We start from the raw sequence: 26,556 nt of genomic DNA on the forward strand, positions 1-26,556 counted from the left end.
CGAAATTAGGGGGTATAGAATTGACCTAATGAATTCTTTGGCGTGCCGGGCACTATTGTGCCAAACCTGCGACGCAAACGATACCGTATAGACAAAACAAAAAGGGGCCGAAGCCCCTTTTTGGTTATTTAACGCTGGTTTTACTGAAGGCAGACTGGAATGCCGCCACCAGTGCGTCGTTTTTCGACTGGGTGAGCGGTTTGCCTTTCGGATCGATAAATTGCAGGCTGGTGCGGTTGTTGAGATCGCCGACCTGCAGCTTGTAATCCCCTTCCGCCAGCTCAGGATCCTTGACGCCCAACGCATCCCAATCGCTGCTGCTCAGGGACTTGTAGGTCACGGCGACGGTGCCCTGCGGACGGCTGCGGTCACCCACTTTCATCCCCAGTTTTTCGAGCGCCGGCGGCAGGCGATCCCACACCACGGTGTACGGGCCGCGCACGACCAGCATCGGCAGGCCGGTATCATCGGCGCCGCTCTGCACGTCCAGCGCGCCGAAGCGGCTGGCGGTCTGGCTGCTCGCCAGGTTGTCCTGCTTGTCCAGACCTTCGATCAGGGTGTTGATCATCATGCCGTTGTAACGCTGGATCTCAGACTGATCGGTGACCTGTTCGGTCTTGCCCTGCTGCTGCAGGCCAACGCTTTTCACCACCAGCGCCTGCTGGTAGCCTTGTTGCTGCACGCTGATCTGATAACGGCCTTCGTACTGGTTGTCTTCGTCCAGACGGTTCCACTTCACCCAGTCGGTGGTCAGGGTCTGACCGGCGTCCTGGCGGGAAGCGATCGCGATGTTCTTCGCCTGCAGCAGGCTGACGACGCGCGACCACAGGTTTTGGTTCTGCGGGCTGTTTTCCAGCAGCAGCGTGCCGCTGTCGCCGGCGTATTGCGCGCGAGAACCGCTCAGCAGCGCCAACGGCTGCACCGGCGGACGAATGTCCAGTTGCTTGCCGACGTTGCCTTGCAGCGTCGTGGCGGGCACGTCATAGTTGCCGCTCTGCACCGGCAGGATCATGCCGGACGGCGCGTTCAGCGCCTTGAGCGGAGCCGCGTCGAGGTAAGCCTCGTCGCCGCTGACCTGGCGCTTGTAGCGCTGATCGCTGCTGCAGGCCGCCAGCATCATCACCAAAGAGATGCCCACTACTTTTGCTACCGTCGACTTTTGCAATGAATAAGCCATCAAATTTCCCTTAGAGTTACAGCAAACCGACGCTTTTCAGCGCGCGCTCCACCACCGGGCGGGCGGTTTCGCTCAACGGCGTCATCGGCAGACGCAGCGTATCGGTTGCCATCAATCCCAACGCCTTACAGGCCCACTTCACCGGAATTGGGTTTGCTTCTACAAATAGATCCTGATGCAACGGCATCAAGCGCTGATTTAAGCGGCGCGCTTCGGCGAATTTGCCCTGCGCCGCCAGCGCACAAAGTTCCGCCATCTCGCGCGCAGCCACGTTGGCCGTCACGGAAATCACCCCTTTGCCGCCCAGTTGCATGAAGTCCAGCCCGCTGGCGTCGTCGCCGCTCAGCAAAATGAAGTCTTCATCGTCAACCAGCACTTGGATCTGACTAACGCGACTTAAGTTCCCCGTCGCTTCTTTTACAGCAACAATATTCTTGATTTTCGCCAGCCGAGCGATGGTCGGCGGCAGCATGTCGCAGCCGGTGCGCGAAGGCACGTTATACAGGATCTGCGGCAGCTCGGTGCTCTCGGCGATCGCCTTGAAGTGCTGATACAGCCCTTCCTGCGTCGGCTTATTGTAGTACGGCGTCACCGTCAAGCAACCTACCACGCCAGTGTTGGCGAAGCGGGTGGTGAGCGCGATGGCTTCGGCGGTAGCGTTGGCGCCGGTGCCGGCGATCACCGGAATGCGGCCGTCGGCCAGCTCCAGCGTCTGCAGCACCACGTCAACGTGCTCGTCATGGGCAAGCGTTGCGGACTCGCCGGTGGTCCCTACGGAAACGATCGCCGCGGTGCCACTGGCTACATGATAATCGATCAATTTTTTCAGGCTCGCGCGATCGACAGCACCTTTGTCGTCCATCGGCGTAACCAGTGCAACAATACTTCCCGTAAACATTGGCCGTCCCCTCCACAAACAAGTCACTCATGGTACTTTTGCTGCCTATCCAAAAGCAAGCGCACAACCGCGTTGTAAGCGCTTGGCAGGCGGTTTTTTTTATGTTTACCATGGTAACCCCATTAAGCACGACAGGAAGCGCCATTTTGCCTCAGTCAGACGAACACTATCTCGTGATTACCGCGCTCGGCGCCGACCGCCCCGGAATCGTCAATACCATCACCCGCCACGTCAGCAGTTGCGGATGCAATATCGAAGATAGCCGTCTGGCCATGCTGGGAGAGGAGTTCACGTTCATCATGCTGCTGTCCGGCAGCTGGAACGCCATCACCCTGATCGAATCCACCCTGCCGCAAAAAGGCGCGGAGCTGGAGCTGCTGATCGTGATGAAGCGCACAAACTCGCATGAAAGGCCGCCGATGCCGGCCACCGTGTGGGTTCAGGTCGAGGTGAAGGACTCGCCGCACATCATCGAACGTTTTACCGACCTGTTCGACTCCAGCCAGATGAATATCGCCGAGCTGGTCTCACGCACGCAGCCGGCGGACGGCGACCTGCCGCCGCAGCTGTATATTCAAATCACCGCCCACAGTTCCGGCGATCGAGACGCCTCAAATATTGAGCAAGCCTTCCATCGCCTATGTACAGAATTGAACGCGCAAGGCAGTATTAGCGTGGTGAACTATCCACAGCATGATGAGAAAGATGGAGAGTAGTGATGAGCCCATTGAAAGCCGGTGACACAGCGCCGAAATTTAGTTTGCCTGACCAGGACGGTGAGGAAATTAATTTGGCCGACTTCCAGGGACAGCGAGTATTGGTTTATTTCTATCCGAAGGCGATGACGCCGGGCTGCACCGTGCAAGCCTGCGGCCTGCGGGACAACATGGACGAATTGAAAAAGGCCGGCGTCGAAGTGCTGGGCATCAGCACCGACAAACCGGAAAAACTGTCGCGCTTCGCCGAAAAGGAGCTGCTCAACTTCACGCTGTTGTCTGATGAAGACCATCAGGTATCGCAACAGTTTGGCGTGTGGGGCGAGAAAACCTTCATGGGCAAGACCTATGACGGCATTCATCGCATCAGCTTCCTGATCGACGCCAAAGGCAAGATTGAAAAAGTGTTTGATGATTTCAAAACCACCAATCACCACGACATCGTTCTGAACTACCTGCATCAGTAATTCTCACGAAGCGCAGCGGCCAGCTGCGCTTCGTCTCCCTCCGTCAGCCGGCCTTGTCTTCCACCTCGACCCGCAGTTCATCCGGCCAGGCGTGAATCACCGCCTTCACCAGCGTCGCCAGCGGTATGGCGAAAAACACGCCCCAGAAGCCCCACATTCCGCCGAACACGATCACCGACAGGATAATTACCAGCGGATGCAGGTTGACCGCCTCGGAGAACAGGATCGGCACCAGCAGGTTGCCGTCCAGCCCCTGCACCACCAGATAGGCGACGATCAGCGTCCAGAAATCGGCGCCGACGCCCCACTGGAACAGCGCTACCACCACCACCGGTATGGTGACCAGCACCGCGCCGATATAGGGGATCAGCACCGAAAAACCCACCAGCACCGCCAGCAGCAGCGAGTAGCGCATGTCCAGCACGGCGAACACCAGGTAGGTCGCCACGCCGACAATCACCATCTCCAGCACCTTGCCGCGAATATAGTTGGTGATCTGCTGATTCATCTCGTTCCAGACCTGCCCCGCCAGACCGCGATTGCGCGGCAACACGCGGCGCACCGCGTTCAGCAGCTGCTCTTTGTCTTTCAACAGGAAGAACATCATCATCGGCACCAGGATCAGGTAGATAGCCAGCGTCAACAGGCCGACCAGCGACGCCAGCGAGAATTTCACCACCGACTCGCCCATGCCGGACAGCCGGCTGCGCAGATTTTCCGCCATCATGTCGATGATGCCGGCATCCACCAGCGCCGGATAACGCTTCGGCAGCGTCGCGGCAAAGTTATAGAACTGGTTGAGCATGCCCGGCAGATCGCTCATCAGATTGATGCCCTGCTGCCAGGCGGTCGGCGCGACGACGAACACCAGCAGCATGGCGACGCCCGCGAACACCAGCAGCATGATGCTCGCCGCCCAGGTGCGCGAACAGCCGATGCGCTGCAGGCGCGCGGTCGGCCACTCCAGCAGATACGCCAGCACGATGGCGACCAGCAACGGGGTCAGAATGCCGTGCAGAAAATAGAGAATGAGGAAGCCGGCGACCAGGATCACCAGCAATGCGATAGCCTGTGGGTCGGTGAAACGGCGGCGGTACCACTGTAATAGCATCTCCAGCATCAGAGCGGGCTCCTCGAGATTTGACGGGCGGGCATGGCGATTCCTGTGATGGGCCTGATTAAAGCATAGATAGAACGGCGCACGTGGGGGTGTGCAAAGCACTCAGAGTACTCAAAGTTCGCCATACATCAACAGCGATTTGGCTGAATTTATCGCGCCGGTGGGCGATCGGCGCAAAAACCCGCAGACGCCGCGTCAGAGTCGGTGAACGGCCCCGGGCGGGGCCGCAGAAGATTACAGCGAGGCACTGATGGAGAGCGGCGAACCGACCGCCAATGCGAACAACAACACACAGCCGATGGCGATCGCCGCCGCCAGATCATTTTTCATTGTCCTGTCCCTTGATGCGTAAACCGATTATCGCCACGAACTCTGTCGGTTCTTTACGTTGAAGGCCTCTGCCGATGCACACCATTAAAAACCCCCGCCTGAGCGGGGGGAGAAAACGTTCTGGTGCATCAAGTATTACAAGGAGGTCATGAGGGATTGCTAACCCTAAATGACTATTTCAAGCTAGGATTATTCCCAGAGCATGGCAAGCGATCGCGTCGAGGTTCTCCGCACTTTGAGAAAAACCTCATAAAAAAATCCCGCACGGCAGCGGGATGAAGGGATGATAACGTCATAAATTTTTTATGCGGACAATGAGGCGGTATTGTCGTCATTTGGCGACAATACCGCGCCGCTCAGGCGGTCTCAAGGGAAATCTGACCGCCGTAAGGAAATCAGAATTTCGCCAACGCACGCGATCGTGAGCCATTCTGCAGCAACGAAAAGAAATGGGATTTTCGTCAGACCGCCGCCGTGTAAAAACCGGTAACATGGTCGTCATAATCCCAAATGCCGTCGGGGGAGAGATGAACAACAAGCCATTTGAATTTGATGAGGCAATCTGCCAGGCAATTGGGCGCGGCGTGTGCGAAGTCGTGAAAATAGGGGATGAAATCAGCGTCTTCTCTCTGCTGGAAGCTATCGAGAGCTTCATCGAGCGGCAGGCGCTCAGCGAAAGTGAAGTGGCGGCGGCGGACGACGCGCTGGATTTGATCAGCGGATTGGTCCACCGCCAGTAGCGATGCGTTAACGAAAAGAAAAGGAATAGCATGACCATACCTTCCCCACTTGTCTGGCAGCGTGCGGACTATCTCGTCAGCACCGATCCCGCCCTGCTGGATCTCGATGCCATCCATGCTTTTCTGACCCGTTCCTCATGGGCGGAGGGAATCGATAAAGAAACCGTCCGCCAGTCCCTCACCCACAGCCTGTGCTTCGGTTTATATCACGAGGCCAGGCAGATCGGTTTCGCCCGGCTGGTCACCGATTACGCCACTTTCGGCTATCTGTGCGACGTGTACGTGCTGGAGACGCATCAAAAAAGCGGGCTGGGTCTGTGGCTGGCGGAATGCTGCCAGGCTCATCCGCTGATGGCGAAGCTGAGGCGAATCATGCTGGTCACCAGCACCGCCCCCTGGCTCTATGAGAAAGTGGGCTATTCGGCCATCAACCACCCCGACTTTGTCTGGCAGATCGCCCGGCCGGACATCTACCGACGGTAATGCTATTTCAACGCCTGCTCGGCCAGCAGCCCGAGCGCGATGACGATCATCGCCGCACCGGAGATGCGCCCCACCCCCTTCGCTGCCTGCGGGCGCGTGCGCAGCACGGACTGTGAACCGAATCCCACCAGCAGATACACCAGGCCGCAGCTGATCAAATGCACGGCGCCCAACGCCAGCATCTGCATCGGCACCGACCACTCGGCCCGGGCGTCGGTAAACTGCGGCAACAGCGCCAGAAACAGCAGAAACACCTTGGGGTTCAGGCCGCTGACGCACACGCCCTTGCCGGCCCAGCGCAGCCAGGAATCGGAACGCTGATCCTCACCGGCGCCCGGCACCGGCGGATGCAGCAGCATATTGAAACCGATCCACAGCAGGTAAGCCGCGCCCAGCAAGGTGAGCGCCGTCAGCGCCAGCGGATTGCCGACCAGCAACGCGCCGACGCCCGCCACCACGATCGCAATCATCAGCAGGTGGCCGAACAACAAACCGGCGACGGCGGGCACCACCACCCGGCCGCGAATGCCCGCCGAGATCACATAAGCCCAATCCATCCCCGGCGTGATCACCAATAGAATCGACACCGCCCAAAAAGCGGCGAACAGAGCGAGCGTCATGCCGGCGCCCTCTCAAACGCACAGCGCCGCACCGAACAGAGAACCATCGCGTTTTCCTCGTAGAATAAGCACGGCCGCCGCCTGCGGCGGCCGTCAAAACCGTTCAACAGATGGCAAGAATATCCTCAAGGCGTTAAAATGTGCTTTCAATTACTTGCCTGAAATCGGCATAAGCGGGGAAATTTTTCCAAATGAACAAGATTGATCGCAAAATTCTTGCGGAACTGCAAACCGACGGGCGGTTGTCGGTGACCGAATTGGCCGAGCGGATCGGATTGAGCGTATCCCCCTGCCACCGCCGGGTGCGCGCATTAGAAGAATCCGGGGTGATCAGGGGCTACCGCGCCCAGCTCGATCCCGGCAGCCTGGGCTACAACTTCTCCGCTCTGGTGTTCGTCACCATGCGCGAAGGCGATCGCCGCGCCGTTGAAACCTTCGAAAACGCCATGGTGGACATTCCGCAGGTGGTGCAGGCACAGCGGCTGTTTGGCGATCCCGACTATCTGCTGCACGTTATCGCCCGCGATCTGCCCGCCTTCCAGCAGCTTTACGACGAGAAGCTCTCCGCCCTGCCGGGCGTGCAGCGCCTGAGCTCCACGCTGGTGATGAAAACCGTGGTGCCGGAACGCTCTTTCCTGCCGCTGGGGAAATGACGACGGGAGCGTTGCCGCTCCCGTTCTTATCTTTTTAAGGCACAATCACGAAATCCGGATTGGCGACGGCGAACAACGCCTCGCGGTCCGCCGCCGGTGGGTAAATCCACTGCGTGTTAATCTCCTGTTTAATCTTTTTGCCTTCCTGACGGGTAAAGCGCACCTGGCGCTGCCAGCCTTCGGTATACAGCGCGCCCCAGGGGCCCAGATCCAGACAGGTCACATACTTCGGCTGGCTATACGGGTGCGTCGGCAACCCGACTAACTCCGCCGCCGCATTGTGACCGGCAACGCGGCCGAGGCTCATCGCATGCTGGCAGGTCATCAGATTGTGGTTACCGAGATCGTCGGTCGCCGCTTTCACCGTATCGCCGGTCACGAAAATGCCCGCCGCCGCCGGCGCGCGCAGGAAGGCGTCGCCGATCACTCGGCCATTAGCGTCACGTTCGCCGGGGATTTGCTCGGTCAGCGGATGCGCACGCACGCCTGCCGCCAGGATCACCGTGTTGGCGGCGATGCGCTCACCGTTCGACAGCATCACCCCCTCGGCATCGATAGCCGAAACGCGCAGGCCGGCTCGCGCTTCCACGCCGCACTCCGCCAGCGCCTGGCGAATCACCGCCCCCGGCTCCGCGCCCATTCCTGCGCCCACTTCCGGGGCGCTATCGACGATCACCACGCGCACATTCTCGTTTTGCCCCAGCGCATCGCGCAGCCGCTGCGGCATCTCCGCGGCGCTCTCCAGCCCGGTCAGCCCCGCTCCCACCACCACGGCCGTGTTGCGCGCCGGCATTGACGGTTTGGCCGCCAGCGCTTTGATATGAGCGCCCAAGCGCTGTGCACTTTCCAGCGTATCGACGTTGAAACCGTATTCGGCAAAGCCCGGCACCGCAGGCACGGAAAGCCGACTGCCGGTGGCCCACACCAAACGATCGTAGGCCAACTCAAGGGGTTCCCCCACCGCCGGCGCCACCCTGAGCGTTTTGGCGGCGGCGTCGATACGTTCCACCGTCCCGGCCAGGTGCCGTGCACCGACGGCGGTGAGCTGCGCGGAAATGTCGGGGTTCATGTTTTCCAGCACCGCTTCATACAGGCGTGGCCGGATGGTGACCGTTGGCGTCGGCGAAACCATCAGCACCTCGATGTCGTCATGCTTACCGGCAAGGGTAATGGCGCGCATGGCGGACACGGCGGCCCAAAAACCGGCAAAACCGGAACCGGCAATCACTATTTTCTGCGTCATGGGATGACTCCTTCATACAGGGTTGACCGGGCGACGAGGCTGCCCGCAGTTTTTTCGGATGAACGGCGCCGTTCCGCTCCCGTCGCAGGGTGCAGAAGGACCGCCCGCCCCTTCCGAAGAGGCGGGGAAAATGTGTTTTGTTTTAAGGAAAGGCGGAGTTTAGGTCTTGGCGCGAGCCGTTTTGCCGCTGCGCGCGGTGCGTTCCGTCATGCGCTCGTCGAGCCAGATGTTGACCTCGCCGAAGAAGCCCTGTGGCGCCTTGCGGCCAAAACGGGCAGCGACGTCGCCGAGGGTCTGCGCCGCCAGCGCATCGCGCATCGCCTTCTCCGCCTGCAGCATCACCGCATGGATAGCGCATTTGCCAGAGACCGCCCATTCCGGCGGGGAATCATCGAACACCGCACAGCGCCCGCGCACCTCCTGGCAATCGAACAGCGGCTTGTGCCCCTCGATGGCGTCGATAATCTCCAGAAAGCTGATCTCTTTCGCCGGACGGGCCAGCCGGTAACCGCCGCGCACCCCTTCACTGGCGGCGACGATGCCCGCCTTTTCCAACTTGGGGAAAATTTTGGCCAGAAAGCTGGGGGAGATCCCTTGCAGTTCGGCGAGTTCGCGGCTGCTGAGCGCGCGCTGGTTATCGCCGACCAGCCACAGCAGGCAGTGGATGCCATATTCAACGCTGGTTGTGATGTACGCCATATGTCCGTTTTTGACCGTCAGTAAACCTTCAATAACGCAGACTATATGAGTCTGCGTTTATCTTGTCAATAAAACACAGACTAACTTTATCCGCGTTTTATTGAAGTTCCGTCTCGCTCCCGACGGAGAAAACGCCCTTCGAAATGAAAAATAAAACTTTTTTGCCCGATTCGCCCCCGGCTAACGTTTCCTTGTCGCCTGCCGCTGACTATGATGTGATGATTGCCGTCGCGGCGGTTTGTGATCCGCCGCACTTTCACGCGGATCGCGCCGTGGGAATAAAGAACTCTTGTCTGCTGCTGACGTCTTAGAAATGATTATTTAAGGGAAACGCCTGACTATGACCAACCGGTTGACCAAAACCGCGTTAGCGGTGCTGTTGCTCGGCACGTTGAACGCCACCGCCCTGGCGCCAGCACAGGCGGAAAGCCAGGACCAGTTGCCGGATATGGGCACCTCCGCCGGCGGCACCCTGAGCATCGGACAAGAGCTGGCGATGGGCGACTTCTACGTGCGCCAACTGCGCGCCAGCGCCCCGCTGATCAACGATCCGCTACTGAGTCAATACATCAACCAACTGGGCAACCGGCTGGTGGCCAGCGCCTATTCGGTGCGCACGCCGTTCCATTTCTATCTGGTGCGCAACGACGAAATCAACGCCTTCGCCTTCTTCGGCGGCAACGTGGTGCTGCATTCCGCCCTGTTCCGCGTCAGCGACAACGAAAGCCAGCTGGCCTCGGTGCTGGCGCACGAAATCTCGCACGTCACCCAGCGCCACCTGGCGCGCGCAATGGAAGATCAGCAACGCAACGCCCCGTTGACCTGGGTGGGCGCACTTGGTTCCATCCTGCTGGCGATGGCCAACCCGACCATGGGCATGGCGGCGCTGAGCGGCACCATGGCCGGCACCCAGCAGGGCATGATCAGCTTTACCCAATCGAACGAACAGGAAGCCGATCGCATCGGCATTCAGGTGCTGCAGCGCGCCGGTTTCGATCCGGAAGCGATGCCCGACTTCCTGCAGAAACTCTCGGATCAGTCGCGTTACGCCTCCAAGCCGCCGGAAATGCTGCTGACGCACCCGCTGCCGGACAGCCGTCTCTCCGACGCGCGCAACCGCGCCAACCAGATGCAGAAACACATCGTGCAGTCTTCGCAGGATTACCTGATGGCCAAGGTGCGCGCACTGGGCATGTACAGCTCGGAAGGCTATGGCCTGAATGAAGAGCTGCTCGGCTCGCTCAGCAAGGGGAACGTGCGCGAACAGGCGGCCGCCAAATACGGCCGCGCCATCCTGTTCTATGAAGCGAAAAAATACGACGACGCGCGCAACATCATTCAACCGATGCTGGCGCAGGATGCGAAAAACGTCTGGCTGATTGACCTGATGACCGATATCGATCTCGGCCAGAAACGCGCGCCGCAGGCCATCGCCCGCCTGCAGGCGGCCAACGCCGCCCAGAACAACAACCCGGTGCTGCAACTCAACCTGGCCAACGCCTATGTCGAAGGCAACCAGCCGGCGCAGGCGTCGAAGATCCTGAACCGCTATACCTTTGCCCATCCGGACGATCCGAACGGCTGGGATCTGCTGGCGCAGGCCAGCGCCGCTCAGGGGCTGCGCGATGAAGAGCTGTCGGCCCGCGCCGAAAGCCTGGCGCTGAACGGCCGGCTCGATCAGGCTATCGGCCTGCTCAGCAATGCCAGCTCGCTGCAGAAACTCGGCAGCCTGAAACAGGCGCGCTACGATGCGCGCATCGACCAGCTGCGCCAACTGCAACAGCGCTTCCGCCAATACCAGCGCAGCTGATTCAACAAGGAATGAACGCCATGAAAAACGTCACGATTTACCACAACCCGCGCTGCTCCAAGAGCCGTGAAACCCTGGCGCTGCTGGAACAGCACGGCGTCGATCCCAAGGTGGTGCTGTACCTCGAAACGCCCCCTACGGTCGATGAGCTGAAAAAGCTGTTGAAGGAACTGGGCTTCACATCCGCGCGCGAGCTGATGCGCAAAAAAGAAGATCTGTACAAGGAATTGAAGCTGGCGGACGAAAGCCTGAGCGAAGAGCAGCTGCTGGCGGTAATGACGGCGAACCCGAAACTAATCGAACGCCCGATCGTGGTGAAAGGCAGCAAGGCGCGCATCGGCCGGCCGCCGGAGCAGGTGCTGGAGATTTTGTAATCGTCCGGCAAATCTCTTATTGAACCGAAAAATACCAATAGCCCTGAACAGGGCTATTTTAATTAATTGTTATATAAATACTTTTCATCATCACAGTCTTCTTCCGCTGCTATGCTGCGCAAACGCCAAATCTCTCGGTGAAACAGCCGTTGACAATCGTCAACACCCCACCTACCCTGATCGCATCACTGGACGAGCGATGAAAAAACACCCAGACAAGCATATTCAGGCGGCATTAGCTTACGCCCTTTCTCAGGGTTGGCATTTTCGGCCCAGCAAGGGGCACGCATTTGGCCGACTACATTGCGCCTTTGCCGGGCATCAAGAACATATGATGAGCATCTGGAGCACGCCAAAAAACCCAGAGGTACATGCCAAACAGATTCGGCGCAAAGTCGATCACTGCCTGGCGCTGTCGCAGAAAAAATAACCGGAGAATCACCATGACGCTCTATCATTTCTCATTGACGCTGGATGGGGTCACCGCCGATACCGCCGGGCTGGAAGATGCGCTGTATGCGGCGGGATGCGATGACGCGCTGATCTGTTTCTACGGTAAAGCCGTTTACCTGGAGTTCGATCGAGAAAGCGATAACTTTGCGCACGCGATTTGCAGCGCCATCAGCGATATTGAATCCGCAAATATCGGCGCCAAGGTGATATCGGTGGACTCCAGTCTGGTGGGATTAAGCGATATTGCCGAGCTCACCGAACTGTCGCGTCAGGCGATCGCCATGCTAAAAGACGGAACTCGCGGCCCCGGCGGCTTCCCTTCCCCCATTCAACGGCTCGGCGGCACCTCACCGCTGTGGCGCTGGGCTGACGTGGCGGCCTGGTTGGCACAGCAGGGGAAAATCGACCCACGGCTTGCAGACAATGCGCAGTGTCTGGAACATATCAATCTCGCTTTGCAACTGCGAAGCGATCGGCAACGCCAGCAGGTTGAGCACTACTGCTCCCTGCTGGAACACGCGGAAAAATAGGCAGATTAGCCCGTTACAGCCCCAGGATCTCTTTAACGAACGGGATGGTGAGCTTGCGTTGGGCGGTGATCGAGGCGCGATCGAGTTGATCGAGGGTCATAAACAGCGTGCGCATCTCGCGATCCAGCCGTTTCAACAGGAAGCGGCCCACGTCTTCCGGCAGCTCGAAGCCGCGCAGTTTGCCGCGCAGCTGCAGCGCCAGCAGTTTCTCTTCGTCTGACAGCGGCTGCAGCTTGTAGATCTGCCCCCAGTCCAGGCGCGAAGCCAGATCAGGTAAACGCAGGTTCAGCTGACGCGGCGGACGATCCCCGGTGATGAACAAACGGGTGCGGCCGGTTTCCAGGATGCGGTTGTAGAGGTTGAAGATCGCCATCTCCCACTCTTCGTCGCCGGCGATGCATTCGATATTGTCGATGCAGACCAGCGCCAGCTGCTCCATGCCGTCCAACACTTCAGGCACGAAGTAGGCGCGCTTGTCGAGCGGCACATAGCCCACCGCTTCGCCTTTCTGCGAAAGCTCGGCGCAGGCCGCATGCAGCAGATGGCTGCGCCCGCCGCCTTCACGCGACCAGAAATAGATATAGCTGCCATGTTCCTGACGGACGGCGGATTGGATCGCGGCTAATAGGGATGGGTTCTCGCCCGGATAAAAACTGGCGAAAGTTTCATCATCGGGAAGATAAAGTGGCAGTGAAAGCTGTGCCGGCGTATTCAGAGAAGCACCTCAACCAAAACTGGCAGAAAAACGTGGGCAGTTTAACACAGAAAACGGGCGCTGTTGAACCGGCAGGATCTTATGCCGCAATAGTGAACAATGCCTAAGCGCCGCTTGATCGGCGGCGGCGCCCGCCGAGGCAAGAATTATCCGATATCATTCCCTAACTCCATGCCTGCGCAGGTTAAATTTGTAATTTAAGTAAAATCTGACCTAGTATAGGTAGGCTAAATGCAATCACCATCAACAAGGTTTCTGCAAGGATATAGACGATGAAAGTATGGAATAAAGTGCTGTTGGCCTCCTTTATCGGGTTGTTGGTTGCCGGCTGTGATGACTCCTCCAAGGTTGACGCCAACCTGGATAAAGCCAAAGACAGCGCCGAGCAGATGAAAGACGCCGCCCAGAAAAAAGCGGACGATCTGACGGACAAAGCGAAAGCGACGGCGGATGAAATCAAAAAAGAGGCCGCCACTCAGGCGGATCAGCTGAAAGACAAAGCTTCGGCGATTAAAGAAGACGCCGCCAAGCAGGCGGACGCCATCACCAACGACGCCAAGGCCAAAGCCGCCGCGATCAAAGACGACGCAGGCAAACAGAGCCAGCAGTTGGTGGATCAGGCCAAGGCCATCAAAAACGACGCCATCAACGGCGCCAACGATCTGACCGAGCAGGCCAAGGCGAAGACCGAAGCCATCAAGAACAGCGCCGAAAACAAAGCGCAAGAGTTGAAACAAGAGACCGATGCGGCGGTGAACGGCAATACTCAGCCGGCCACCCAGCAGTAAGCTATTCTCAGCCACCAAAGAAAGGAGCAGTAAATGGGGATTATTTCCTGGATTATCTTCGGCCTGATCGCCGGTATTTTGGCTAAGTGGATCATGCCCGGCAAAGACGGCGGCGGCTTTATTCTGACCGTCGTGCTGGGGATCATCGGCGCCGTGGTCGGCGGCTATATCAGCACCTTCTTCGGCTACGGCAAGGTTGACGGCTTCAACTTCGGCAGCTTCGTGGTGGCGGTTATCGGCGCCATCGTGGTGCTGTTCGTGTACCGCAAAATTCGCAGCTAAGGCGAATGCCATAAGTCAAAAGGGCAGCCCCTGGGCTGCCCTTTTCGTTACTTCTGCTCCGCCGATTCGTCCGGCGCGTCGAGCACCTCTTCTTCCTTGCGGAACAGGCTGATGACCTTGAACAGCAGGCTCAGGCCAATGCCGACGATGGTCGCCAGCGCCATGCCTTTCAGCTCCGCCGCGCCGATGTGCACCTTGGCACCGCTCACGCCGATGATCAGGATCACCGAGGTCAAAATCAGGTTCTGCGCTTTGTTGTAATCCACTTTGGATTCGATCAGCACGCGAATGCCCGAAGCGCCGATCACACCGTACAGCAGCAGCGAAACGCCACCCATCACCGGCACCGGCACCGCCTGGATCGCCGCCGCCAGCTTACCGATGCAGGACAACAGGATCGCCAGCACCGCCGCGCCGCCGATCACCCAGGTGCTGTAGACCTTGGTGATGGCCATCACGCCGATGTTCTCGCCGTAGGTGGTGTTCGGCGTGGAGCCGAAGAAGCCGGAGAATACCGTCGAGATGCCGTTGGCGAACATCGAGCGGTGCAGGCCCGGATCGCGGATCAGGTCTTTTTTAACGATGTTGGCAGTCACCACCAGGTGGCCGACGTGCTCGGCGATCACCACCAGCGCCGCCGGCAGAATGGTGAAGATGGCGAACCACTCAAAGCGTGGAGTGTAGAAGGTCGGCAGCGCGAACCAGTGCGCCTCGCGGATCGGGGTCAAATCCACCACGCCCATGAAGAACGACAGCGCATAGCCCACCAGCACGCCAATCAGGATCGGGATAATCGCCAGGAAGCCGCGGAACAGTACTGAACCGAGCACCGTGACCGCCAGCGTCACCAGCGAAATGGTGATGGTGGTCGAGTCGGCGCTGGCGCCTTCCGCCGGCAGCAGCCCCGCCATATTGGCCGCCACGCCCGCCAACTCCAGGCCGATGACGGCGACGATCGCCCCCATCGCCGCCGGCGGGAACATGACGTCCAGCCAGCCGGTGCCGGCCTTTTTCACGATCAGCGCCACCAGGCAGAACAGCACGCCGCACATGATGAAACCGCCCAACGCCACTTCGTAACCGAGCGGCAACAGCAGCAGCACCGGCGAGATAAACGCGAAGCTGGAACCGAGGTAGGCCGGGATCTTGCCTTTACAGATGAACAGATACAGCAGCGTGCCGATGCCGTTGAACAACAGCACGGTCGCCGGGTTGATCTTGAACAGGATAGGCACCAGCACGGTGGCGCCGAACATGGCGAACAGGTGCTGGAAGCTGAGCGGAATGGTCTGGAGCAGCGGCGGGCGCTCGCTGACGCCGATGGCGCGACGGGTCATGTGTGCTTTTCCTCGGTTTATTGGTTTTATAGGTTTTAGTCAAAAAAAAGCCGACTCGTTAAGTCGGCTCAAATGTTTACTTAGTACCAAATATCTTGTCGCCCGCATCGCCCAGGCCAGGCACGATATAGCCCTTGTCGTTCAGACACTGATCGATGGAGGCAGTGTACAGCTCAACGTCCGGATGCGCTTTCTCCAGCGCGGCGATGCCTTCCGGCGCCGCGACCAGAACCAGCACCTTGATGCTGTGGCAGCCGGCTTTCTTCAGCAGATCGATAGTGGCGATCATCGAACCGCCGGTGGCCAGCATCGGGTCGACGACCAGCGCCATGCGCTCTTCGATGTTGGAAACCAGTTTCTGGAAGTACGGCACCGGCTCCAGGGTTTCTTCGTCGCGGTATACGCCCACCACGCTGATGCGCGCGCTCGGCACGTGCTCCAGCACCCCTTCCATCATGCCCAGGCCTGCGCGCAGGATTGGCACTACGGTAATCTTTTTCCCTTTGATCTGATCCACTTCAACTGGCCCGCACCAGCCTTCGATGGTGACTTTTTCCGTCTCCAGATCGGCGGTCGCTTCATAGGTCAGTAAACTACCCACTTCTGAGGCCAGCTCACGGAAGCGTTTGGTGCTGATGTCATTTTCGCGCATCAGGCCAAGCTTGTGTTTTACCAGCGGGTGTTTCACCTCAACGATCTTCATCATTTTTCTCCTATTAAGGTGGTTGCGGCCAAAAAAATCGCGGGATTATACCTCCTTTTTTTCGCCGCGCCACCCACAATAGCCCGATCGGGATCAACAAAAGTTTGAATATCAGTATAGATGACGAAAAAGCGGAGCCGGTTCACAAGCCGCTCGCAAACGTTTGCCTGCGCTGTTAGAATTGCCGCGCCTTATTCCGGAATCAACATCGGAAGCACAGTTTTCAAACCGCAAATCGTCGTGGGGAATCGCGCAGTGACCGACAAAACCTCTCTCAGCTATAAAGACGCAGGTGTCGATATCGATGCAGGCAACGCATTGGTAGATCGCATCAAAGGTGTAGTTAAACAGACCCGTCGCCCGGAAGTGATGGGCGGTCTGGGCGGGTTTGGCGCCCTGTGTGCGTTGCCGCAGAAATACCGCGAGCCGGTGCTGGTTTCCGGTACCGACGGCGTGGGCACCAAGCTGCGTCTGGCGATGGATCTGAAACGCCACGACACCATCGGCATCGATCTGGTGGCGATGTGCGTCAACGATCTGGTGGTTCAGGGCGCCGAGCCGCTGTTCTTCCTCGACTACTACGCGACCGGCAAGCTGGATGTGGACACCGCGGCCAGCGTGATCACCGGCATCGCCGAGGGCTGCAAACAGTCCGGCTGTGCGCTGGTGGGCGGCGAAACCGCTGAAATGCCGGGCATGTACCACGGCGAAGACTACGACGTGGCCGGTTTCTGCGTCGGCGTGGTCGAAAAATCCGAGATCATCGACGGCAGCAAAGTGCAGTCCGGCGATGCGCTGATCGCTCTGGGCGCTTCCGGCCCGCACTCCAACGGCTACTCGCTGGTGCGCAAAATCCTGGAAGTGAGCAACACCGATCCGACCGCCACTCAGCTGGAAGGCAAACCGCTGGCCGACCACCTGCTGGCACCGACCAAGATTTACGTGAAGTCCGTGCTGGAGCTGATCGAGAAGGCTGACGTACACGCCATCGCTCACCTCACCGGCGGCGGCTTCTGGGAAAATATTCCACGCGTGCTGCCGGAAGGCATGCAGGCGGTGATCGACGAAGCCAGCTGGCAGTGGCCGGCGGTGTTCACCTGGCTGCAGCAGGCCGGTAACGTCAGCCGTCATGAAATGTACCGCACCTTCAACTGCGGCGTAGGCATGGTCATCGCCCTGCCGGAAGCCGAAGTGGAAGCGGCCATCGCGCTGCTGACCGCGGCAGGTGAAAAAGCGTGGAAAATCGGTAAACTGACCGCCTCTTCCGACGAACAACAAGTGGTCATCAACTGATGAAAAAGATCGTGGTGTTGGTCTCCGGCCAGGGGAGCAATCTCCAGGCGCTGATTGACGCCTGCCAGCAGGGCCGCATCGCCGCCGAAATCGTGGCGGTGTTCAGCAACAAGGCGCAGGCATATGGCCTGCAACGCGCCGAAGCGGCGGGCATCGCCGCCCAGGCGCTGGATGCCAAGGCCTACGCCGATCGCACGGCGTTCGACGCCGCATTGGCGGACGCCATCGACCAGTACCAGCCCGATCTGGTGGTGCTGGCCGGCTACATGCGTATCCTCAGCCCGCAGTTCGTGCAGCGCTATGCCGGCCGCATGCTGAACATTCACCCTTCCCTGCTGCCGAAATACCCGGGTCTGCATACTCACCGTCAGGCCATCGACAACGGCGACAGCGAACACGGCACCTCGGTGCACTTCGTGACCGAACAGCTCGACGGCGGCCCGGTGATTTTGCAGGCCAAGGTGCCGATTTTCGCTGACGACGAGGAGGATGACGTGGTTGAACGGGTGCAAACCCAGGAACACACGATCTATCCACTGGTGGTGAGCTGGTTCGTCGACGGCCGCCTGGCGATGCGCGACGGCGCCGCCTGGCTGGACGGCGAACGCCTGCCGGCGCAGGGCCACGCCGCCGACTGATGCGCGCAGCCTGAACCTTGCCTAAACGGCGCCCACGCGGCGCCGTTTTTTTTCGCCTTCATCCATTCTGTGAAGTTATACTTTGCACAATTTCACGGCACAGAGGAGCCCACATGTCCAGCACTGCCAGCGTCAGGTTACGCCCATTGGAACGGGACGATCTGTCGTTCGTCCACCAGATGGACAACAACGCCAGCGTTATGCGCTATTGGTTTGAAGAACCCTACGAAGCCTTTGTCGAACTTTCCGATCTCTACGACAAACACATCCACGATCAGAGCGAGCGCCGCTTTATCATCGAGCACGAAGGCGCCAAGGTCGGCCTGGTGGAACTGATGGAGATCGATCACATCCACCGCCGCGCAGAATTCCAGATCATCATCGATCCCGCCCACCAGGGCAAAGGCTACGCCAGCACCGCCGCCCGCCTGGCGATGGACTACGGCTTCTCGGTGCTGAACCTGTACAAGCTGTACCTGATCGTCGACAAGGAGAACCCGAAGGCGATCCACATCTACAGCAAGCTGGGCTTTAACGTGGAAGGCGAGCTGATCGACGAGTTCTTCGTCAACGGCGAATACCGCACCGTGCTGCGCATGTGCATCTTCCAGCCGCAATATCTGGCGAAGTTCAAAACGCCGGGCGATAAGCCGCTGGTGAAGTGACGGCTAGCGAGAAAAAGAGAAAACCCGCCAAGGCGGGTTTTTTATTGGGAAATAAGTGGCTAGTATTAAGGCATGCTATTTTATCGTCAGGAAACAACCTGATGAATACGAAAATAAATAATATTCCCCAATATAATTAATCGAAAAATAATTAATAGTGATAGTAAGAGTTACCCTCTGCCTCTACAAAGGAAAAATGCCATGACAACCGTCTCAAACCTGCTGCTTTTTATCGGCCTGGCGATGCTCGCCATCGCCGCCGGTCTAAATACCTATAGCGGCTACGCGCCTGCAGATCCCAACAGCACCCCGCTGTTTTCCCCGCTCTGGTGGACGCGCTGGTTCCCGCTCTATGCCTCGGGGGCTGCGTTGTTGTTGGTAGGGTTGGTATTGCGGGTTACGGCTAAAGGCCGCGCGCATTAAGGATTACCATTTCAGCACCGCCGAGCCCGCCACAGCCATTATCGACATGAACAATTATATTGATCATCACCGACAACATAATTGTGGTTGATAATAAATTGCAGAGAATGGATTGAATTCCACATGATGAAAGATGAATAAAACAAACTCGCCGGCAATCAGACTTATGCCATGCATTAATTCATGCCGGCTTAATGCGCGGGTAAAATAAAACAGCAGACGCAGGCCGACTGCAACGGCCATTGCCGGCGACGGAGCGAAAACCTCCGTCGCTCTCCCCTCACCCATACCGCCCGGTAATATAATCCTCGGTGCGGCGCTGGCGCGGCGACGTGAAAATGGCGTCGGTGTCGTTGTATTCCACCAGCCGCCCCTGATGAATAAAGGCGGTGTAGTCGGAGACGCGCGCCGCTTGCTGCATGTTGTGCGTCACCAGCACCACACTGTAACGCTGCTTCAACGCCGAAATCAGCTCTTCGATGGTCAGCGTGGAGATCGGATCCAGCGCCGAAGTCGGCTCGTCGAGCAACAGTACTTCCGGCTCGATGGCGATGGCACGCGCGATCACCAGGCGCTGCTGTTGGCCGCTGGACAAGCGGAAGGCGTTTTCGCGCAGCCGGTCCTTCACCTCATGCCACAGCGCGGCGGCGCGCAGCGAACGCTCCACCGCTTCATCCAGCAAGCGCCGGTCGCGCACGCCCTGCAGGCGCAGGCCGTACACCACGTTTTCATAGATCGATTTCGGGAACGGGTTCGGCCGCTGGAACACCATGCCCACTCGCCGCCGCAGCGCCGCCACGTCGATCTGCGCGCCGGAGATCGCCGCGCCGTTCAGTTGCAGATCGCCCTCGATGCGGCAGTTGTCCACCAGATCGTTCATGCGGTTGAAACAGCGCAGCAGCGTCGATTTGCCGCAGCCCGAGGGGCCGATCAAGGCCGTCACCCGATGTTTCGGGATACGCAGCGAGATATCGTGCAACACCTGCTTGTCACCATAAAACAGGTTCAGGCCGTTGACCGCCAGCGCGGTCTGTTCATCGTCGAGATGCTGGACATCCAGCCGGGGCAAACTGCCTGGCGTCATCAAACCCATTACGCACTCCCCAAAAATAGCGTCATTGTTACTGCGACCATGCTCGGTACCGCTCCCTCAACGAATGGCGGATACCCATCGCCGCCAGATTCAAACTCACCACGATCGTCACCAGCAGGAAGGCGGTGGCGAACACTAGCGGCCGGGCCGCCTCTACGCTCGGGCTCTGGAATGCCATATCGTAGATCTGGAAGCTTAAATGCATAAACTTCCGCTCAAGGTGCAGATACGGGAAAATCTCGTCCACCGGCAGCACCGGCACCGATTTCACTACCCCCACCAGCATCAGCGGCGCGGTCTCCCCGGCGGCGCGCGCCACCGCCAGAATCAAGCCGGTCATCATCGCCGGCGCAGCCATCGGCAGCACGATGCGCCACAGCGTCTCGGCCCGGCTGGCGCCCAGCGCCATCGAGCCCTGCCGCAGCGAAGTGGGAATGCGCGACAGCCCTTCCTCGGTGGCGACGATCACCACCGGCAGCGTCAGCAGCGCCAGCGTCAGCGCCGCCCACAGCACGCCGGGCGTGCCGAAGGTCGGGTTGGGCAGGGATTCAGGATAGAACAGCTGATCGAGCGTGCCGCCTATCATATAAACGAAAAAGCCAAGGCCGAAGACGCCGTAGACGATCGAGGGCACGCCGGCCAGATTGACCACCGCGATGCGGATCACCCGCGTCAGCAGATTGTTGCCGGCATATTCGTGCAGATACACCGCCGCGATCACGCCAAACGGCATCACCACGATCGACATCAGGATCACCATCAACACCGTGCCGAAAATGGCCGGGAACACCCCGCCCTCGGTATTCGCCTCACGCGGGCTGTCGATGAGAAACTTCTTCACCTGCTCGCCCCAGTGCGCCAGCTTCTCGGAGGTGCTCATGGCGTTCGGGTACCAGGCATCGCGCACCTGGCTGAGCGGAATGGTCAACGTCTGCCCGTGCATGTCGCGCAGCAGCAACGCGTCGCGCTGGCGATCGCGGTTCAGCCCCGCCAGACGTTCGGACAACAGCTGATACTGCCGCTGCAGCTCCAGCCGTTCGGCCTTGATGGCGTCCTGCGCGCGGGCGTCCAGCTTATCGTCGCGCTGCAGGCGCTTTTCCCGCAGCCGCAACGCGTCAAACTGCTGATTGATGCGCGCCATGTCGCGGAATTGAATGTCGTGCGCCTGGCGCGAGAGCGCGGCGATTTGCGGCAGGCGCTGCTGCAACGCCTGCCCCAGATTGCGGCCGGTCAGCGGTTGCCCATCTTCCAGCAGCCCCGCCAGATAACCGTAAGCGGTGCCATGGCTGTCGCGTTCCAGCACCAGCAGGCTGCGCGGCGTGCTTTGGCTGCGGATATCGCTGGCCAGCAAGGTGCGGAAATCCTGCCCCTCGCGCTCGCGGTTGCCGACCTTAATCAGATAACGTTCGACGTTCTGCGCCTCGCCCGGCGGCGTGACGCCCGCCTCGGCCAGCTGGCGCCGGGAAATGCTTTGTTGCTGGTACAACTCGCCGATCACCGTCACCGGCCCGGCGCCGTTCTGATTCAGTTCGAACTGATAAACCGGGCTCGGCCAGAAATAGCGCATCCCCTGCCCGGCCAGCAGCAACAAAATGCCGATCAGCGCCAGCAGGCTGACGGCGACCGAACCGGCGGTCAGCCACACCCACGGCGACCCGCTCTTCACCCAGTTTTTCATGGCGCCTCCTGATTCGGCGTGTAGCGCTTGCGCAGCCGCAGGCGCACCGCCTCCGCCAGCGTGTTGAACACGAAGGTGAAGACAAACAACACCAGCGCAGTCAGGAACAGCACGCGGTAATGGCTGCTGCCGGAAACCGCCTCCGGCATTTCGATGGCGATATTGGCCGCCAGCGCTCGCAGCCCCTGGAACAGGCTGCCGTCAATAATCGGCGTGTTGCCGGTGGCCATCAGCACGATCATGGTTTCTCCCACCGCGCGGCCAAAGCCGATCATCAGCGCGGAGAAAATGCCGGCGCTGGCGGAAGGCAGCACCACCTTGATCACCGTCTGCCATTGGGTGGCGCCCAGCGCCAAAGAGCCCTGGCTCAGGGTGGCCGGCACGCTGAACAGCGCATCCTCCGCCAGCGAGAAGATGATCGGCACCAGCGCGAACCCCATCGCCACGCCCACCACCAGCGCATTGCGCTGGTCATAATTATCCCCCAGCCAGAAATGCAGCGGCTCACCGAACAGCGCCACCTCCAGCCACGGCCCCAGGCTGAACGCCAGCCACACCGTCAACGCCAGCAGCGGCAACAGCAACAGCAGATCGACGCCCGGCCGGCAGCGCGGCATAAAGCGATGGGTCAACGCGCCGCACAGCAGCACCGCCGCCGCCAGCAGCAGCGGCAACGCCAGCACCGCCAACAGATACTGCTCGATGATCGGCGCCAGCCAGATGCCGGCCACCAGCCCGATCACCACCGTCGGCAGCGCGCCCATCACTTCGATAGCCGGTTTGATCACTCGCCGCAGCCCCGGCGTCATAAAGTAAGCGGTATAGATGGCGCCGGCCAACGCCAGCGGGATGGCGAACAGCATCGCGTAAGCCGCCGCCTTGAAGGTGCCGAAGATCACCGGCATCAGGCTGAATTTAGGTTGGTAGCTGTCTTCGCCGGAGGTGGACTGCCAGACATAGGCCGGCTGCGGGTAGTTCTCATACCACACCTTGCCCCACAGCGAACGCCAGGTGACGTCCGGATACGGGTTGTCGAGCGCATAGCGCTGCCAGCCCTGCGCGCTCTCCAGCAGCAGGCCATCGCCGCGCGGCGCGAACGCCATTTGCCGCACCTCGGCGCCCAAACGGGTATTCAGCAGCGGCTGGGATTGGATCGTGGAGAATAACGAGAAGCCGCCATCGGGCCGCAGGGTGGCGAACACCCGGCGATAGGGCTCAGCCACCGTCAACTCCTGCCCGTCGGCGCCGTGGTCGAAATGCTGCACCGGCGTCAGTCGCCAGCGCTGCTCTTTTTCCACCTCAAACCACTCGCGCAGGTTGCCGTCGGCGCCCTTGATCAGCAGCGCGCTGCCGCCGGGCAGCGCCGTCATCTGGTACGGGGCGTGTTCGCCCAAGGTGCGCGTTTCACGCAGTTGCAGCTGCGCGCCGTCGATCTGGTAACGCGCCAGCCGGTTGCCCGCCAGCAGGTAAAGCTGGCGGCCATCCGGCGTCAGCACCAGTTGCTCCCCGTCGTGTTCCAGCGGACGTTCGCTGAACTGCGGCGGCCGATCCGGGCTGAAACGGCCGAACACCAGCCGCCGATCGTCGGTCACCCCGGCCAGCAGATACTGCCCGCGATGCGCGTCCGCCAGCGACAACAGCTTCAGCGGCTTGCGCTGCGGATCCAGCGCCAGCGGCGGTTGGCCGAGTGGGAACAGCCACTGCGGCCGGCCGTTTTCCGCCGTGGCGAAATCCGCGCGCGCCACCACCAACCGGCCGTCGGCCTGCGCCAACGCGAACAGATCCCGCTCTCCGGCGGCCTGCGCGAGCAGCGCCGGTTTGGCCAGCAGCGTTTGCTGCACCAGCGGTGTCTGGGCCTGGCCGCTCGGCGCCGGCGACAGACGATAAAATTGCCCCGTGCCCTGCGCATCGATGCGATAACCGACGCGCTGCTGCACGTCCATGCCCAGCGCCAGCGCCGGGGAAGACGCCACAATCGGCAGCGGCTGAACTTGCCCAAGCGAGGCCGGTTTGAACAGCGGCAGCACCGCAAACAGCAGATAAACGAAGATCAGCATCAACGTCATCAGCACCATCAGCCCGCAGGCGGTCACTGCCGCCTGCACGCCGCGGTCGATGCGCCCGCGCAGGCGATCTCGGGGATGTTGATTTGCCGTCGTCTGTGTCATGTGTCTCGCTGTCGCTGATGTAATCGGGCTTACGCCGTAAGATAACCGGGCATCTTATGTCAGTTTTATGACGTTTGCATGACAAAGTTACCCGACTAAACCCAGGTTTTTTACACTGCCAACAGACAATATGAATTTGATATATTGCTGAAAAATGACCATAAACACGCTTTATAACGCCAAGAATAAGCCTGCTAACCGTCATTTCATGCTGATCGTTTCACTGCCGGGCATCCCGCCGCGGGGAAAATTTATTGTCGGCGAAAAACGCCGCGCGCCAACGCAATGGATATGTTGGACTTTCCTGTCAATCTCTCGCAATAATGATGAAGGACACTAGAGCGGCATCCGGGCGCTGCGTCCCGGATCCTATTCTAAAATTGAACTGGAGTGGCAATGGGTCAGGAAAAGCTCTACATCGAAAAAGAACTAAGCTGGTTATCCTTTAATGAACGCGTGTTGCAGGAAGCCGCAGATAAGAGCAATCCCCTGATTGAACGAATGCGTTTTCTGGGCATTTACTCCAACAACCTCGACGAGTTCTATAAGGTCCGCTTCGCCGATCTCAAACGCCGCATCCTGATCAGCGAAGAGCAGGGCTCCGCCGGCGCCTCGCGCCACCTGCTGAAAAAGATCCAGGCCAAGGTGCTGAAAACCGATCAGGAATTCGACGGCCTGTACAACGATCTGCTGCTGGAAATGGCGCGCAACCAGATCTTCCTGATCAACGAACGCCAGGTGTCCGAAAACCAGCAAATCTGGCTGCGCCAGTATTTCAAACAGCATCTGCGCCAGCACATCACGCCGATCCTGATCAACCACGACACCAATCTGGTGCAGTTCCTGAAAGACGATTACACCTATCTGGCGGTGGAAATTATCCGCGGCGCGCGCACCGACTATGCGCTGCTGGAAATCCCGTCGGACAAAGTGCCGCGCTTCGTCAATCTGCCGCCGGAAGCGCCGCGCCGCCGCAAGCCGATGATCCTGCTGGACAACATTCTGCGTTACTGCCTGGATGAGATTTTCAAAGGCTTCTTCGACTACGACGCGCTCAACGCCTATTCGATGAAGATGACCCGCGACGCCGAGTACGATCTGGTGACCGAAATGGAATCCAGCCTGCTGGAACTGATGTCCTCCAGCCTGAAACAGCGCCTCACCGCCGAACCGGTGCGCTTCGTTTATCAGCGCGACATGCCGAACGAGATGGTGGAACTGCTGCGCGGCAAGCTGGGCATCTCCAACTACGATTCGGTGATCGCCGGCGGCCGCTATCACAACTTTAAAGACTTCATCAGCTTCCCGAACGTCGGCAAGGCCAATCTGGTCAACAAGCCGCTGCCGCGCCTGCGCCACATCTGGTTCGACGGTTTCCGCAACGGCTTCGACGCCATTCGCGAAAAAGACGTGCTGCTCTACTACCCGTACCACACCTTTGAGCACGTGCTGGAGCTGCTGCGCCAGGCGTCGTTCGATCCGAGCGTGCTGGCGATCAAAATCAACATCTACCGCGTGGCGAAAGACTCGCGCATCATCGAATCGATGATCCACGCCGCGCACAACGGCAAAAAGGTCACGGTAGTGGTCGAGCTGCAGGCGCGCTTCGACGAAGAGGCCAACATTCACTGGGCGAAGCGCCTGACCGAAGCCGGCGTACACGTGATCTTCTCGGCGCCGGGGCTGAAAATCCACGCCAAACTGTTCCTGATTTCGCGCCGTGAAGGCGATGAAATTGTGCGCTATGCTCATATCGGCACCGGCAACTTTAACGAAAAAACCGCGCGCATCTATACCGACTATTCGCTGCTGACCGCCGACTCGCGCATCACCAACGAAGTGCGCCGGGTGTTCAACTTTATCGAGAACCCCTACCGGCCGGTCACCTTCGACAACCTGATGGTGTCGCCGCAGAACTCGCGCCTGAAGCTGTATGAGCTGATCGACAACGAAATCGCCAACGCCCAGGCCGGGGAACAGGCCGGCATTATGTTGAAAATAAATAATCTGGTGGATAAAGGGCTGGTAGATCGGTTATATACCGCGTCCGGCGCCGGCGTGAAGATCCGCCTGCTGGTGCGGGGCATGTGTTCCCTGATTCCCAACCTGCCGGGGATCAGCGACAATATTCAGGTGATCAGCATCGTCGATCGCTTTTTGGAACACGATCGGGTTTACGTTTTCGACAACAAAGGTGACAAACGGGTGTATCTGTCCTCCGCCGACTGGATGACCCGCAACATAGATTACCGTATCGAAGTGGCGGTATCGCTGCTGGATCCGGCGCTGAAACAGCGCGTTCTGGACATTCTGGAGATCCTGTTTAGCGATACGGTCAAGGCCCGTTATGTGGATAAAGAACTGAGCAACCAGTACGTGCCGCGCGGCAACCGCCGCAAAGTGCGCGCCCAGGTGGCTATTTACGAGTATTTAAAAGCTCTGGAACAACCAGGACAGTAG

Annotated in this window: 28 protein-coding genes; 16 read left to right on the forward strand and 12 right to left on the reverse strand. The window is 59.4% G+C overall.

Translation table 11 applies throughout. The annotated features are described in order from the left end of the window. Positions 1-124: 124 nt before the first annotated feature. Complete coding sequence (gene bamC / locus ACORQT_RS18275; RefSeq protein WP_033644004.1) at positions 125-1,177, reverse strand: outer membrane protein assembly factor BamC; 1,053 nt, start codon at positions 1,175-1,177, stop codon at positions 125-127. A 16-nt stretch (positions 1,178-1,193) separates the two neighbouring features. Continuing rightward, a complete protein-coding gene (dapA, locus tag ACORQT_RS18280; RefSeq protein WP_033644005.1) occupies positions 1,194-2,075 on the reverse strand; it encodes a 4-hydroxy-tetrahydrodipicolinate synthase in 882 nt (293 codons plus the stop codon). Positions 2,076-2,185: 110 nt separating this feature from the next. On the opposite strand from dapA, the gene ACORQT_RS18285 reads away from it, so the two are divergent. Then, positions 2,186-2,791: a glycine cleavage system transcriptional repressor gene (locus tag ACORQT_RS18285; RefSeq protein ID WP_369795937.1), complete on the forward strand. Its 606-nt coding sequence runs from the start codon at positions 2,186-2,188 to the stop codon at positions 2,789-2,791. A gap of 2 nt (positions 2,792-2,793) precedes the next feature. Then, entirely contained in the window at positions 2,794-3,258 is a 465-nt protein-coding gene (gene bcp / locus ACORQT_RS18290) for a thioredoxin-dependent thiol peroxidase (RefSeq protein WP_444859255.1), read from the forward strand. A gap of 43 nt (positions 3,259-3,301) precedes the next feature. Here the strand turns inward: bcp and ACORQT_RS18295 are convergent, their stop codons facing one another. Continuing rightward, positions 3,302-4,378 carry an AI-2E family transporter gene (locus ACORQT_RS18295; protein ID WP_033644006.1) on the reverse strand — a complete coding sequence of 359 codons (1,077 nt, stop codon included), beginning with the start codon at positions 4,376-4,378 and terminating at the stop codon, positions 3,302-3,304. Positions 4,379-5,235: 857 nt separating this feature from the next. Here ACORQT_RS18295 and ACORQT_RS18300 point away from each other — a divergent pair. Together ACORQT_RS18300 and ACORQT_RS18305 are read left to right on the forward strand one after the other, a co-directional pair. Then, complete coding sequence (locus ACORQT_RS18300; protein ID WP_033651528.1) at positions 5,236-5,448, forward strand: hypothetical protein; 213 nt, start codon at positions 5,236-5,238, stop codon at positions 5,446-5,448. Positions 5,449-5,478: 30 nt separating this feature from the next. Then, a complete protein-coding gene (locus ACORQT_RS18305) occupies positions 5,479-5,931 on the forward strand; it encodes a GNAT family N-acetyltransferase (RefSeq protein ID WP_033651529.1) in 453 nt (150 codons plus the stop codon). A 2-nt stretch (positions 5,932-5,933) separates the two neighbouring features. On the opposite strand, the gene ACORQT_RS18310 is transcribed toward ACORQT_RS18305, so the two are convergent. After that, on the reverse strand, positions 5,934-6,551 hold the full coding sequence (locus tag ACORQT_RS18310) for a LysE family translocator (RefSeq protein ID WP_033651530.1): 618 nt from the start codon (positions 6,549-6,551) through the stop codon (positions 5,934-5,936). A 191-nt stretch (positions 6,552-6,742) separates the two neighbouring features. On the opposite strand from ACORQT_RS18310, the gene ACORQT_RS18315 reads away from it, so the two are divergent. Beyond that, on the forward strand, positions 6,743-7,204 hold the full coding sequence (locus tag ACORQT_RS18315; RefSeq protein WP_164057260.1) for an Lrp/AsnC family transcriptional regulator: 462 nt from the start codon (positions 6,743-6,745) through the stop codon (positions 7,202-7,204). A 34-nt stretch (positions 7,205-7,238) separates the two neighbouring features. Here the strand turns inward: ACORQT_RS18315 and ACORQT_RS18320 are convergent, their stop codons facing one another. Both ACORQT_RS18320 and ACORQT_RS18325 read right to left on the reverse strand, forming a co-directional pair. Then, positions 7,239-8,447, reverse strand: a complete 1,209-nt coding sequence (locus tag ACORQT_RS18320) for an NAD(P)/FAD-dependent oxidoreductase (RefSeq protein ID WP_164057261.1) — start codon at positions 8,445-8,447, stop codon at positions 7,239-7,241. A 159-nt stretch (positions 8,448-8,606) separates the two neighbouring features. Further along, positions 8,607-9,146, reverse strand: coding sequence for an RrF2 family transcriptional regulator (locus tag ACORQT_RS18325; RefSeq protein WP_033644016.1), 540 nt, complete (start codon positions 9,144-9,146; stop codon positions 8,607-8,609). 340 nt (positions 9,147-9,486) lie between these two features. On the opposite strand from ACORQT_RS18325, the gene ACORQT_RS18330 reads away from it, so the two are divergent. From ACORQT_RS18330 to ACORQT_RS18345, 4 genes are all read left to right on the forward strand, one after another. After that, the gene (locus tag ACORQT_RS18330) at positions 9,487-10,956 is read left to right on the forward strand and encodes a beta-barrel assembly-enhancing protease (RefSeq protein WP_033651532.1); all 1,470 of its coding nucleotides are present in this window, start codon (positions 9,487-9,489) and stop codon (positions 10,954-10,956) included. Between the two features lie 20 nt (positions 10,957-10,976). Beyond that, a complete protein-coding gene (gene arsC, locus ACORQT_RS18335) occupies positions 10,977-11,330 on the forward strand; it encodes an arsenate reductase (glutaredoxin) (RefSeq protein ID WP_444859256.1) in 354 nt (117 codons plus the stop codon). 199 nt (positions 11,331-11,529) lie between these two features. After that, positions 11,530-11,760 (forward strand): hypothetical protein, encoded by a 231-nt coding sequence (locus ACORQT_RS18340; RefSeq protein ID WP_033644019.1) that lies wholly within the window; start codon positions 11,530-11,532, stop codon positions 11,758-11,760. Between the two features lie 13 nt (positions 11,761-11,773). After that, positions 11,774-12,313: a helix-turn-helix transcriptional regulator gene (locus tag ACORQT_RS18345; protein ID WP_164057262.1), complete on the forward strand. Its 540-nt coding sequence runs from the start codon at positions 11,774-11,776 to the stop codon at positions 12,311-12,313. 13 nt (positions 12,314-12,326) lie between these two features. Here ACORQT_RS18345 and hda read toward each other — a convergent pair whose 3' ends face one another. After that, entirely contained in the window at positions 12,327-13,028 is a 702-nt protein-coding gene (gene hda / locus ACORQT_RS18350) for a DnaA inactivator Hda (RefSeq protein ID WP_025159568.1), read from the reverse strand. A 272-nt stretch (positions 13,029-13,300) separates the two neighbouring features. Between hda and ACORQT_RS18355 the strand changes: the two genes are divergently transcribed. Further along, on the forward strand, positions 13,301-13,816 hold the full coding sequence (locus ACORQT_RS18355) for a hypothetical protein (RefSeq protein ID WP_016926729.1): 516 nt from the start codon (positions 13,301-13,303) through the stop codon (positions 13,814-13,816). 33 nt (positions 13,817-13,849) lie between these two features. Further along, on the forward strand, positions 13,850-14,098 hold the full coding sequence (locus ACORQT_RS18360) for a GlsB/YeaQ/YmgE family stress response membrane protein (RefSeq protein ID WP_016926728.1): 249 nt from the start codon (positions 13,850-13,852) through the stop codon (positions 14,096-14,098). Positions 14,099-14,145: 47 nt separating this feature from the next. Here ACORQT_RS18360 and uraA read toward each other — a convergent pair whose 3' ends face one another. Both uraA and upp read right to left on the reverse strand, forming a co-directional pair. Next, entirely contained in the window at positions 14,146-15,435 is a 1,290-nt protein-coding gene (gene uraA / locus ACORQT_RS18365) for a uracil permease (protein ID WP_033651534.1), read from the reverse strand. 76 nt (positions 15,436-15,511) lie between these two features. Continuing rightward, positions 15,512-16,138 (reverse strand): uracil phosphoribosyltransferase, encoded by a 627-nt coding sequence (upp, locus tag ACORQT_RS18370; protein WP_004941642.1) that lies wholly within the window; start codon positions 16,136-16,138, stop codon positions 15,512-15,514. Between the two features lie 255 nt (positions 16,139-16,393). On the opposite strand from upp, the gene purM reads away from it, so the two are divergent. The 4 genes from purM to ACORQT_RS18390 all read left to right on the forward strand — a co-directional run bounded on the left by purM (position 16,394) and on the right by ACORQT_RS18390 (position 19,157). Next, the gene (gene purM / locus ACORQT_RS18375) at positions 16,394-17,431 is read left to right on the forward strand and encodes a phosphoribosylformylglycinamidine cyclo-ligase (protein WP_025303843.1); all 1,038 of its coding nucleotides are present in this window, start codon (positions 16,394-16,396) and stop codon (positions 17,429-17,431) included. Beyond that, the gene (purN, locus tag ACORQT_RS18380) at positions 17,431-18,069 is read left to right on the forward strand and encodes a phosphoribosylglycinamide formyltransferase (RefSeq protein ID WP_033644022.1); all 639 of its coding nucleotides are present in this window, start codon (positions 17,431-17,433) and stop codon (positions 18,067-18,069) included. Before purM ends, purN begins: the two co-directional genes overlap by 1 nt. A gap of 113 nt (positions 18,070-18,182) precedes the next feature. Next, positions 18,183-18,734 (forward strand): spermidine N1-acetyltransferase, encoded by a 552-nt coding sequence (gene speG, locus ACORQT_RS18385; RefSeq protein WP_164057264.1) that lies wholly within the window; start codon positions 18,183-18,185, stop codon positions 18,732-18,734. A gap of 201 nt (positions 18,735-18,935) precedes the next feature. Further along, positions 18,936-19,157 (forward strand): hypothetical protein, encoded by a 222-nt coding sequence (locus tag ACORQT_RS18390; RefSeq protein ID WP_033651536.1) that lies wholly within the window; start codon positions 18,936-18,938, stop codon positions 19,155-19,157. Between the two features lie 280 nt (positions 19,158-19,437). On the opposite strand, the gene pstB is transcribed toward ACORQT_RS18390, so the two are convergent. The 3 genes from pstB to ACORQT_RS18405 are packed head-to-tail and all read right to left on the reverse strand — an operon-like array spanning position 19,438 to position 24,096. Further along, positions 19,438-20,250: a phosphate ABC transporter ATP-binding protein PstB gene (pstB, locus tag ACORQT_RS18395; protein ID WP_019452422.1), complete on the reverse strand. Its 813-nt coding sequence runs from the start codon at positions 20,248-20,250 to the stop codon at positions 19,438-19,440. A gap of 28 nt (positions 20,251-20,278) precedes the next feature. Further along, entirely contained in the window at positions 20,279-21,928 is a 1,650-nt protein-coding gene (gene pstA, locus ACORQT_RS18400; RefSeq protein WP_033644042.1) for a phosphate ABC transporter permease PstA, read from the reverse strand. Continuing rightward, entirely contained in the window at positions 21,925-24,096 is a 2,172-nt protein-coding gene (locus ACORQT_RS18405) for an ABC transporter permease subunit (protein ID WP_164057265.1), read from the reverse strand. The genes pstA and ACORQT_RS18405 overlap by 4 nt, the downstream gene beginning before the upstream one ends. Before the next feature lie 396 nt (positions 24,097-24,492). On the opposite strand from ACORQT_RS18405, the gene ppk1 reads away from it, so the two are divergent. Beyond that, on the forward strand, positions 24,493-26,556 hold the full coding sequence (gene ppk1, locus ACORQT_RS18410) for a polyphosphate kinase 1 (protein ID WP_033644044.1): 2,064 nt from the start codon (positions 24,493-24,495) through the stop codon (positions 26,554-26,556).

Origin of the sequence: Serratia sp. (in: enterobacteria) (genome assembly GCF_052400455.1) — a bacterium.
In the GTDB taxonomy this organism is placed as follows: Bacteria; Pseudomonadota; Gammaproteobacteria; order Enterobacterales; family Enterobacteriaceae; genus Serratia; species Serratia ureilytica.